The 11,156-nt window shown below is 53.7% G+C and carries 7 protein-coding genes; 6 read left to right on the plus strand and 1 reads right to left on the minus strand.

Features of this window, described 5'->3' with window-relative positions; all coding sequences use genetic code 11:
- Positions 1-26: 26 nt before the first annotated feature.
- Positions 27-3,989 (minus strand): trifunctional transcriptional regulator/proline dehydrogenase/L-glutamate gamma-semialdehyde dehydrogenase, encoded by a 3,963-nt coding sequence (gene putA / locus OGX89_RS20825; RefSeq protein WP_279891336.1) that lies wholly within the window; start codon positions 3,987-3,989, stop codon positions 27-29.
- A 422-nt stretch (positions 3,990-4,411) separates the two neighbouring features.
- Here putA and putP point away from each other — a divergent pair, with 422 nt between their 5' ends.
- The 6 genes from putP (at position 4,412) to phoH (ending at position 10,753) form a co-directional block, all read left to right on the plus strand.
- A complete protein-coding gene (putP, locus tag OGX89_RS20830) occupies positions 4,412-5,920 on the plus strand; it encodes a sodium/proline symporter PutP (RefSeq protein ID WP_032936247.1) in 1,509 nt (502 codons plus the stop codon).
- A gap of 213 nt (positions 5,921-6,133) precedes the next feature.
- Positions 6,134-6,967, plus strand: a complete 834-nt coding sequence (efeU, locus tag OGX89_RS20835; RefSeq protein ID WP_003036041.1) for an iron uptake transporter permease EfeU — start codon at positions 6,134-6,136, stop codon at positions 6,965-6,967.
- Positions 6,968-7,025: 58 nt separating this feature from the next.
- Positions 7,026-8,153: an iron uptake system protein EfeO gene (gene efeO / locus OGX89_RS20840; RefSeq protein ID WP_003832073.1), complete on the plus strand. Its 1,128-nt coding sequence runs from the start codon at positions 7,026-7,028 to the stop codon at positions 8,151-8,153.
- Positions 8,154-8,158: 5 nt separating this feature from the next.
- Positions 8,159-9,442 (plus strand): iron uptake transporter deferrochelatase/peroxidase subunit, encoded by a 1,284-nt coding sequence (gene efeB, locus OGX89_RS20845; RefSeq protein WP_126956840.1) that lies wholly within the window; start codon positions 8,159-8,161, stop codon positions 9,440-9,442.
- A 247-nt stretch (positions 9,443-9,689) separates the two neighbouring features.
- Positions 9,690-9,986 carry a hypothetical protein gene (locus OGX89_RS20850; protein WP_003832077.1) on the plus strand — a complete coding sequence of 99 codons (297 nt, stop codon included), beginning with the start codon at positions 9,690-9,692 and terminating at the stop codon, positions 9,984-9,986.
- Entirely contained in the window at positions 9,965-10,753 is a 789-nt protein-coding gene (gene phoH / locus OGX89_RS20855; protein ID WP_003832078.1) for a phosphate starvation-inducible protein PhoH, read from the plus strand. The genes OGX89_RS20850 and phoH overlap by 22 nt, the downstream gene beginning before the upstream one ends.
- Positions 10,754-11,156: the final 403 nt, after the last annotated feature.

An 11,156-nucleotide genomic window follows, 5' to 3' on the forward strand; every position in this document is an offset into this window, starting at 1 on the left:
TACCGGAGCCTTAATTAACCACAACCTTAGCCGATTGTCATCAGGCTGGCGTTCCCCCCAGCTGCGGCGGTATTGACGCTCAGGGAGCGCTCAATATACAACCTTTCCAGCAGGATATTGCTTTCGCCGCGGGCAAAGCCCTGGACCGACACTATCGCCCCTTCGCGGGCCGCCACTGCTTCACACAGTGCGCGAAGCTGATCGGAATCGCCGTGGAAAATAACCGCATCAAACGGCTGCGTGGCGATGTTGTCCGCTTTGGCAAACTGAATGCGCCCGGAAACCGCGGCTGGCAGGCGTTTTACCAGGTCGCGATGGAACGTATCATCTGGCCACAGGATTAAGCTACCAACGGAAGTTACAGCGGCAACTTGTACCAGTGCGTCCTGTTCGTCATCGGCGATACACAGCACGCGTTCGCGCGGCAACAGCGTCCAGGTATTGCGCTCGCCGGTGGGTCCTGGCAGCAGGCGTTGCGTTCCGGCCTGCGCCAGTTCACCAAACTGTTGGCAGAGCGCACGCAGTGCTGGACGATCGGTTGCCCATTCGCTAAGCGCTTCCAGCGGCTGAACGAGCGCCGTTTTAAGCTGTGCATCGACCGGGTATTCGGCATCCTGACGGGCAAGCGTAATGCCTAACGCTTTTTCCGGACGGTTTGCCAGCAGGCGGTACAGATACAGCGGTCCACCCGCTTTTGGCCCGGTTCCTGACAAGCCTTCGCCACCGAATGGCTGCACTCCGACGACGGCGCCGACCATATTGCGGTTAACGTACAGGTTCCCCACATGTGCCGAACCCGTGACCTGGGCGATGGTTTCATCGATACGGGTGTGCACGCCCAGCGTCAGTCCGTAGCCGGAGGCATTAATTTGCTCAATCAGGCTGCCCAGATTGTTGCGGGTGTAACGCACCACGTGCAGTACCGGACCGAACACCTCTTTTTGCAATTCGTCGAAGCTTTCCAGCTCGATAAGCGTCGGCGCGATAAAGGTACCGGTTTGCCATTCACGCGCATCGTCGCTGTTTTCGCGCACGGCCTGGAACACCGGACGCCCTTTAGCGCGCATGGCCTGAATATGGCGCTCAATATTGGCTTTGGCTTCTTCATCGATAACCGGTCCAATATCGGTGGTCAGACGGCCCGGGTTACCCATGCGACATTCCGCCATCGCGCCACGCAGCATTTTCAGCGTATGGTCGGCGACATCGTCCTGCAGACACAGGACGCGAAGCGCGGAGCAGCGCTGTCCGGCGCTGTCAAAGGCAGAAGCCAGAACGTCGACCACGACCTGTTCCGTTAACGCAGAAGAGTCGACGATCATGGCGTTCATCCCACCGGTTTCGGCGATAAGCGGGATTGGGCGCCCCTGAGCATCGAGGCGGGTCGCGATATTGCGTTGCAACAGCGTGGCGACTTCCGTTGAGCCGGTAAACATGACGCCGCGTACGCGCTCATCGGAAGTGAGCTGTGCCCCGACCGTTTCGCCTTGACCAGGCAACAGTTGCACCACGCCTGGCGGCACACCTGCTTCGAGTAAAATGGCAATACCCTGGGCGGCAATCAGCGGAGTTTGTTCCGCGGGTTTTGCCAACACGCTGTTGCCCGCCGCCAGCGCAGCGGCAATCTGCCCGGTGAAAATGGCCAGCGGGAAGTTCCACGGGCTGATACAGACCACCGGCCCTAACGGACGATGGGTTTCATTATCGAAGTCATCGCGGACCTGACCGGCATAATAGTGCAGGAAGTCAACCGCTTCGCGTACTTCCGCAATGGCGTTGCTGAAGGTTTTGCCTGCTTCGCGCACCAGAATGCCAATTAACTGCTGCATCTGGCCTTCCATCAGAACTGCGGCGCGATGCAAAATAACGGCGCGCTCTTGTGGCGGTGTGGCGAACCAGATCGGCGCGTTATTTACCGCGTTCTGCAATGCCTGTTCCACTTCGCTGTGGGTTGCTTCACGCACGTAACCGACAATGTCTTTCGGTTCGGCCGGGTTGACGACTGGGGTCATTTCACCGTCAGCAACCGGATGTTCGAGCATCGGTTTTGCGTGCCATTTTTGCAGTGCGCTGTTGAGTAGGGCAGAGGACAGCGAGGCCAGACGATGTTCGTTTGCTAAATCCAGACCGCCTGAGTTTTCACGGCCTTTACCGTACAGATCACGCGGCAGGGCAATCTTCGGATGTGGCAGACCAGCCTGGCCTTCCTGCTGCGCCAGTTTTTCAACGGCTTCGACCGGATCGGCTACCAGTTCATCCAGCGGCAGGGTAGTGTCTGCAATGCGATTGACGAATGAAGTGTTGGCGCCGTTTTCCAGCAGACGACGCACCAGATATGCCAGCAGCGTTTCATGCGTGCCTACCGGTGCATAAATGCGGCATGGACGGTTCAGTTTGCCATCGGCAACTTTACCGGTGACCTGCTCATACAGCGGTTCGCCCATACCGTGCAGGCACTGGAACTCGTACTGACCAGGATAGTAGTTTTGACCGGCCAACTGATAAATCGCCGCCAGCGTATGGGCGTTGTGGGTGGCGAACTGCGGGTAGATCAGATTCGGTACCGCAAGCAGTTTTTTCGCACAGGCCAGATAGGAAACGTCGGTGTAGACCTTACGGGTATAGACCGGATAACCTTCCAGACCGTCCATTTGCGCACGTTTGATTTCGCTATCCCAGTAGGCGCCCTTAACCAGACGGATCATCAGGCGACGGCGGCTGCGCGTGGCGAGATCAATCAGGTAGTCGATAACATACGGGCAGCGCTTCTGGTAGGCCTGAATAACAAAGCCGATACCGTTCCAGCCCGCCAGTTCAGGTTCAAAGCACAGTTTCTCCAGCAGATCGAGGGAGATCTCCAGTCGGTCGGCCTCTTCAGCATCGATATTGATACCGATGTCGTACTGGCGGGCCAGCAGAGTAAGCGACTTCAGACGCGGATAGAGTTCATCCATCATGCGGTCATACTGCGCGCGGCTATAACGCGGATGCAGCGCTGACAGCTTGATAGAAATGCCTGGCCCTTCATAGATGCCGCGACCATTTGAGGCTTTACCAATGGCGTGGATTGCCTGTTGGTACGAAACCATGTAAGCCTGGGCATCTGCTGCGGTCAGAGCCGCTTCGCCCAGCATGTCGTAAGAGTAGCGGAAGCCTTTTTCTTCCAGTTTACGCGCGTTAGCCAGCGCTTCAGCGATAGTCTCTCCGGTGACAAACTGCTCGCCCATCAGGCGCATTGCCATGTCGACACCTTTACGTACCAGTGGTTCACCGCTCTTGCCGATAATACGGTTGAGTGAGCGTGAAAGGCTGGCTTCATTATGCGTAGAAACCAGACGACCGGTAAACAACAGCCCCCAGGTCGCCGCGTTGACGAACAGGGACGGGCTGCGTCCAATGTGCGACTGCCAGTTGCCGTTGCTGATTTTGTCGCGGATTAACGCATCGCGGGTTGCCTTATCGGGAATACGCAGCAGGGCTTCCGCCAGACACATCAGCGCGACGCCTTCCTGTGAAGAAAGGGAGAATTCCTGCAATAAACCTTGTACCATCCCGGCGCGGCCGCTGGCGGTCTTCTGGTTACGCAGTTTGTCGGCCAGATCGTACGCCAGTTTATGCGCTTGCTCGGCGATGGGTTGCGGCAGACGAGCCTGCTCCATCAGCATTGGCACGGCATCGGTTTCGGCTCGGCGGTACGCGGCGGTGATTGCTGCACGGGAAACAGACTGCGGCAGGATCTGTTCGGCAAATTCCAGGAAAGGCTGGTGCGCTTCATTCTGCTGCGTGGTTAACTCCTCACCCTCATTCGCGGCACCCGCCAGCAGGGCCGGCAGTTCAGGAAGCGCGTCGTCATTTTCCAGTCTTTCGAGATAATTAAAGATGGCTTGCTTGATCAGCCAATGTGGCGTGCGATCGATTCGTGATGCTGCTGTTTTAATACGCTCGCGAGTGGCGTCATCCAGTTTAACCCCCATCGTGGTGGTTCCCATGCCGTTTACTCCTGTTGTACTGAAATACGGGGCTGATAGTTACCGAGAAATATCCACTATGTTGCAACTTTGTGCAACCGTGTTAAATGTGACTTGGTTTGCAAGCTTGGAAATGAATGAAATATTAATAAATATGAGTCTTATGATGTGGGCTGTAAAAATTACAGAATCTTTTTCTCTGCGGTAGTTAACACTTTTAAAAGGTGCAACCGAAAAAAATGTGAGAGAGTGCAACCTACAGAAAAATGCTATCTACTCTGGATCAAATTTGATGTAAATGGTGTGTTAAATCGATTGTGAATAACCATCGCTTCCGGCAGGATACGGTCGCCCTGGTCAACATAGATATCTTTGCCACGTTCCGGCAGGGTAATAAAACGGCAAGCCACGGCATTGCTGATACATAATTTTGGAGAGTTTTGATGGCTATTAGCACACCGATGTTAGTGACATTCTGTGTCTATATTTTCGGCATGATATTGATAGGGTTTATTGCATGGCGTTCAACCAAAAACTTTGACGATTACATTCTGGGTGGACGCAGTCTGGGTCCATTCGTGACCGCGTTATCTGCCGGGGCATCTGACATGAGCGGCTGGTTGCTGATGGGGTTGCCCGGCGCGATTTTCCTGTCGGGGATTTCAGAAAGCTGGATCGCCATCGGCCTTATTTTGGGCGCATGGATCAACTGGAAGCTGGTGGCCGGACGTTTACGTGTACATACCGAATACAATAACAATGCGCTGACGTTACCGGATTACTTTACCGGTCGCTTTGAAGATAAAAGCCGAATTTTGCGTATTATCTCCGCGCTGGTTATTTTGCTGTTTTTCACCATCTATTGTGCTTCAGGGATTGTGGCAGGGGCGCGTCTGTTTGAAAGCACCTTTGGCATGAGCTATGAAACAGCGCTGTGGGCAGGGGCGGCCGCGACGATCATTTATACCTTTATTGGTGGTTTCCTGGCGGTTAGCTGGACCGATACCGTCCAGGCCAGCCTGATGATCTTTGCTCTGATCCTGACGCCGGTGATGGTCATTATTGGCGTGGGTGGATTTGAAGATTCGCTGGAAGTGATTAAACAAAAGAGCATTGAGAACGTGGACATGTTCAAAGGGCTGAATTTTGTTGCCATCATTTCTTTGATGGGCTGGGGTCTGGGCTACTTTGGCCAGCCGCATATTCTGGCGCGCTTTATGGCAGCAGATTCCCACCATAGCATCGTTCATGCTCGCCGTATCAGTATGACCTGGATGATCCTGTGCCTGGCAGGTGCCGTGGCCGTGGGCTTCTTTGGTATTGCTTATTTTAACAACAACCCACAGCTTGCCGGTGCTGTTAACCAGAACGCCGAGCGCGTATTTATTGAACTGGCGCAAATCCTGTTCAACCCGTGGATTGCTGGTATTCTGCTGTCTGCGATCCTCGCTGCGGTTATGTCGACCTTGAGCTGCCAACTGCTGGTGTGCTCCAGCGCAATCACCGAAGATTTGTACAAAGCGTTCCTGCGTAAAAATGCCAGCCAGAAAGAGCTGGTATGGATTGGCCGCATCATGGTGCTGGTCGTGGCGCTGGTGTCTATCGCGCTGGCGGCGAACCCGGAGAACCGCGTGCTGGGTCTGGTAAGCTACGCCTGGGCGGGCTTCGGCGCGGCGTTTGGTCCGGTGGTTCTGTTCTCGGTAATGTGGTCGCGTATGACCCGCAACGGCGCGCTGGCAGGGATGATCATCGGTGCGGTGACGGTAATCGTCTGGAAGCAGTTTGCCTGGTTGGGTCTGTATGAAATCATCCCGGGCTTTGTTTTCGGCAGCATCGGTATTGTGGTCTTCAGCCTGTTGGGTAAAGCGCCTTCAACTGCTATGCAGCAACGTTTTGCCGAGGCTGATGCGCATTATCACTCAGCTCCGCCATCGCGTTTACAGGCAGAATAATCTGCCTCTGTCTTCAAGCCCGCCGCGTGCGGGCTTTTTTATTGCTTCCGTTGTAAACCTGCTATAACCGTTACCTGCCTAACCTTTTACATTCAGTCATCATTCTCAAAACATTCTGCTTGAGTTTTTCTTTCCTGTAATGATAATCACTATCACTGTAATTTACTTTTCTTTTCATCAATTGACTGAGAATAACGTTTAAGGGTTCTTCGCATGTTTGTTCCATTTCTAATTATGTTGCGCGAAGGGTTAGAGGCCGCGCTGATTGTCAGCCTGATTGCCAGCTACCTGAAACGGACTCAGCGTGGTCGATGGATTGGTGTGATGTGGATTGGTGTTCTGCTGGCGGCGGCGTTATGCCTGGCGTTAGGGATTTTCATCAACGAAACCACCGGTGAATTTCCGCAAAAAGAACAGGAGCTGTTTGAAGGCATCGTGGCGGTCATTGCCGTGGTGATCCTCACCTGGATGGTGTTCTGGATGCGTAAAGTTTCGCGCAACGTCAAAGTCCAGCTTGAACAGGCTGTCGATAACGCGTTGCAGCGTGGCAACCATCACGGCTGGGCGCTGGTGATGATGGTCTTTTTTGCTGTTGCCCGTGAAGGGCTGGAGTCGGTGTTCTTCCTGCTGGCAGCATTCCAGCAGGATGTAGGTATCTGGCCGCCGTTAGGCGCGATGCTGGGACTGGCTACCGCGGTGGTACTGGGTTACCTGATTTACCTCGGCGGCATTCGCCTCAATCTCGGGGCATTTTTCAAATGGACCAGCCTGTTCATTTTGCTGGTGGCTGCCGGTCTTGCTGCTGGGGCAATCCGTGCTTTCCACGAAGCTGGGTTGTGGAATCATTTTCAGGATGTGGCGTTTGACCTGAGCAGCGTGCTGTCGACGCATTCGCTGTTTGGCACATTGATGGAAGGCATTTTCGGCTATCAGGAAGCGCCAAGCGTTAGTGAAGTCGCTGTCTGGTTTATCTACCTGATTCCGGCGTTGATTATGTTTGCGTTACCGCCGCGTTCAGGCACTACGGCATCGCGTACCGCACCTTGATAAAAACGGGATGCAGAATACTTTTTAGTTACAACATACTTATTTATAGGGATAGGTTATGACGTTTAATTTTCGCCGTAGTGCGCTGCAGCTAGGTATCGCCGCGCTGTTTGCCTCCGCTTTTAATGCACAAGCTGCCGATATTCCGCAGGTGAAAGTCACGGTTAACGACAAACAATGTGAACCGATGACTATCACGGTTAATGCAGGGAAAACGCAGTTCATCATCCAGAACCATAGCCAGAAAGCGCTGGAGTGGGAGATCCTCAAAGGCGTTATGGTGGTTGAAGAACGCGAAAACATTGCACCGGGCTTTAGCCAGAAAATGACCGCTAACCTCCAGCCTGGCGAATATGATATGACCTGCGGCCTGTTGACTAACCCGAAAGGCAAACTGATCGTAAAAGGTAGCGCAACGGCGGATGCCGCGCAAAGCGATGCTCTGCTGAGTCTGAGCGGCGCGATTACCGAATACAAAGCCTATGTGACAGCCGAAACCGCGCAGTTGGTTGCGGGCACCAAAGCCTTTACCGATGCGATTAAAGCTGGCGATCTGGAAAAAGCGAAATCGCTGTATGCGCCAACCCGTCAGCATTATGAGCGTATTGAACCGATTGCTGAACTGTTCTCCGATCTCGATGGCAGCATCGATGCACGTGAAGATGATTATGAGCAAAAAGCCGCCGATCCTAAATTCACCGGCTTCCACCGCCTGGAGAAAGCGCTGTTTGGCGACAATACCACCAAAGGTATGGATAAGTACGCCGACCAATTAAACAGCGATGTTCTTGACCTGCAAACGCGTATTAGCGAGCTGGCTTTCCCACCGTCTAAAGTTGTTGGCGGGGCAGCAGGACTGATTGAAGAAGTTGCTGCCAGCAAAATCAGTGGGGAAGAAGATCGCTATAGCCATACCGATCTGTGGGATTTCCAGGCCAACGTCGATGGTGCGCAGAAAATTGTCGATCTCCTGCGTCCTCAGTTGCAAAAATCCAATGCTGAACTGCTTGCGAAGGTGGATGCGAACTTCAAAAAGGTCGATACCATTCTGAGCAAGTACCGTACCAAAGACGGCTTTGAAACCTATGACAAACTGACTGATGCCGATCGTAATGCACTGAAAGGGCCAATCACGACGCTGGCGGAAGATTTGTCGCAATTACGCGGTGTTCTGGGTCTGGACTAAGCACTATGCAGCAAGATAATGAAAACGGCGTGAGCGAACCGTCACGCCGACGTTTACTGAAAGGGATGGGCGCCCTGGGTGGGGCGCTGGCGCTGGCGGGTGGGTGTCCGGTTGCCCACGCGCAAAAATCACAAAGCGCGCCGGGCACGTTGTCTCCGGATGCACGTAGTGAAGCGCAGCCGTTTTATGGTCAGCATCAGGCGGGGATCCTGACGCCGCAGCAGGCATCAATGATGCTGGTGGCATTCGATGTTCTCGCCAGCGATAAGGCCGATCTTGAGCGGTTATTCCGGTTGCTGACCAGCCGGTTTGCGTTTCTGACCACCGGTGGACCGGCGCCGGATACGCCGAATCCGCGTCTCCCCCCTATGGATTCAGGTATCCTCGGCGCATACATTGCGCCAGACAACCTGACGATGACGGTGTCAGTCGGCTCCTCGCTGTTTGATGAACGCTATGGCCTGAAATCGCAGATGCCGAAAAAGCTGCAAAAAATGACCCGTTTCCCGAATGATTCGCTGGATGCGGCGCTGTGCCATGGCGATGTGCTGCTGCAGATTTGTGCCAACACCCAGGACACCGTCATCCACGCGTTGCGCGATATCATTAAACATACACCCGATCTCCTTAGCGTGCGCTGGAAACGTGAAGGTTTTATTTCCGACCACGCCGCACGTAGTAAAGGCAAAGAGACCCCGGTCAATTTGCTTGGCTTTAAAGACGGCACCGCGAATCCGGACGCTACGGATGCGAAGTTGATGCAAGACGTGGTGTGGGTTACGGACGGGCAGGGCGAGCCTGACTGGGCACAAGGCGGTAGCTATCAGGCCGTCAGGCTCATTCAGTTTCGCGTTGAGTTCTGGGATCGTACGCCGCTGAAAGAGCAGCAAACGATTTTTGGTCGCGATAAACACACCGGCGCGCCGCTGGGTATGCAGCATGAGCATGATGTGCCTGACTATGCCAGCGATCCTGAAGGCGAGGTGATTGCGCTCGACAGCCATATCCGTCTCGCAAATCCGCGTACGAAAGAGACCGACTCCAGCCTGATGATGCGTCGTGGCTACAGTTATTCGCTCGGTGTGACTAATTCCGGTCAACTGGATATGGGGCTGTTGTTTGTCTGCTATCAACACGATCTGGAAAAAGGTTTTTTGACAGTGCAGAAACGTCTGAACGGTGAAGCGCTGGAAGAATATGTCAAACCGATTGGTGGGGGATATTTCTTTGCTTTGCCGGGTGTTAAAACTGCAGACAATTATCTGGGACAGTCTCTGCTTGAAGCCTGATGATTATGCCCCGCAGTACAGCGGGGTTTTTCCTGACATCTTGATGAAGGAACAAACTATTTTTTATGATCGGTATGCGACTGAAATAATTCTGTCATCTCTCTGCAAGAGACTGTCTCTGGTGATAAGATAGAATTTAAGTTAACAGTAAGTAAAAATATTGTTGCATTAGCGAAAGGTTATGATGTACTTATAAGTAATAGCGGTAGTTCCCGGCGGTGATTGTCATTCACTATGGAGATCGCGAATGGAAAAGTCCTGTATTGGACACGTTTTTCACAGTAACAGCAGTACCTTACGCGGACGTTTCTCTTCCGGTAGCCTCCTCGTCACCGCTAAATCTCTCTCTTATTCACTTCTTATCTTCGCAACTGACGCCCTGTACGGTGCGCGTAGCTGTGCGTGGCGTCTTATCCGAAAGCAAGCAATGGCTTACAAGGAAGCCAACCCTCAGATGTTCGTGCGCATAATCGTGCCGCCAACGGCGCGTGTGATGTATACCTACAACTCAAGGTGCTATCCATGGGAAGACAAAAAGCAGTGATCAAAGCTCGTCGTGAAGCAAAACGTGTGCTGAGGCGGGATTCGCGTAGCCATAAGCAACGTGAAGATGAATCGGTCACCTCGCTTGTGCAGATGGGCGGCGTAGAAGCGATTGGTATGGCGCGTGACAGTCGCGACGCCTCGCCAATCACGGCGCGGAATGAAGCTCAGGCGCACTACCTGAATGCTATCGAGAGTAAACAGCTGATCTTCGCCACCGGTGAAGCCGGGTGTGGTAAAACCTGGATCAGCGCGGCAAAAGCAGCAGAGGCCCTGATCCATAAAGATGTGGACAGGATCATTGTAACCCGTCCAGTTCTGCAAGCTGATGAAGACCTCGGCTTCTTACCTGGAGATGTTTCCGAGAAGTTTGCTCCCTATTTTCGCCCCGTGTATGACGTGCTTGTCAAACGGCTGGGAGCCTCCTTCATGCAATATTGCCTGCGACCTGAGATTGGTAAGGTGGAAATCGCGCCGTTCGCCTATATGCGTGGACGTACATTTGAAAATGCAGTGGTCATTCTTGACGAGGCTCAGAACGTCACTGCTGCGCAAATGAAGATGTTTTTGACCCGCCTCGGGGAGAATGTGACGGTGATTGTGAATGGGGATGTGACCCAGTGCGATCTACCAGCCCACGTTCGCTCAGGGCTTAGCGATGCGCTGGCCCGTTTCGAAGAAGATGAGATGGTTGGGATTGTTCGTTTCAATAAAGACGATTGCGTCCGCTCTGCGCTCTGTCAGCGGACGCTCAACGCTTACAACTGATATGTACTCCGTCTTCAAGGCCCGGGAAACCGGGCTTTGTTGTTTGACGCCAGTACATGACCGGTCGGGGCTTCTCATCCCCCGCAGATGTGCAACATGCGAAAAAAAAAGCCCGTACTTTCGTACGAGCTCTTCTTAAAATATGGCGGTGAGGGGGGGATTGACTCGCTTTGCTCGCCCCTGCGGGGCAGCCCGTTCGCTGCGCTCCCGGTCTGTCCAACTGGCTGCGCCAGTAGTCGAACCCCGGTCGGGGCTTCTAATCCCCCCGCAGATGTGCAACATGCGAAAAAAAAGCCCGTACTTTCGTACGAGCTCTTCTTAAGATATGGCGGTGAGGGGGGGATTGACTCGCTTTGCTCGCCCCTGCGGGGCAGCCCGTTCGCTGCGCTCCCGGTCTGTCCAA

Source organism: Citrobacter sp. Cpo103 (assembly GCF_030332605.1).
GTDB lineage: Bacteria > Pseudomonadota > Gammaproteobacteria > Enterobacterales > Enterobacteriaceae > Citrobacter > Citrobacter portucalensis.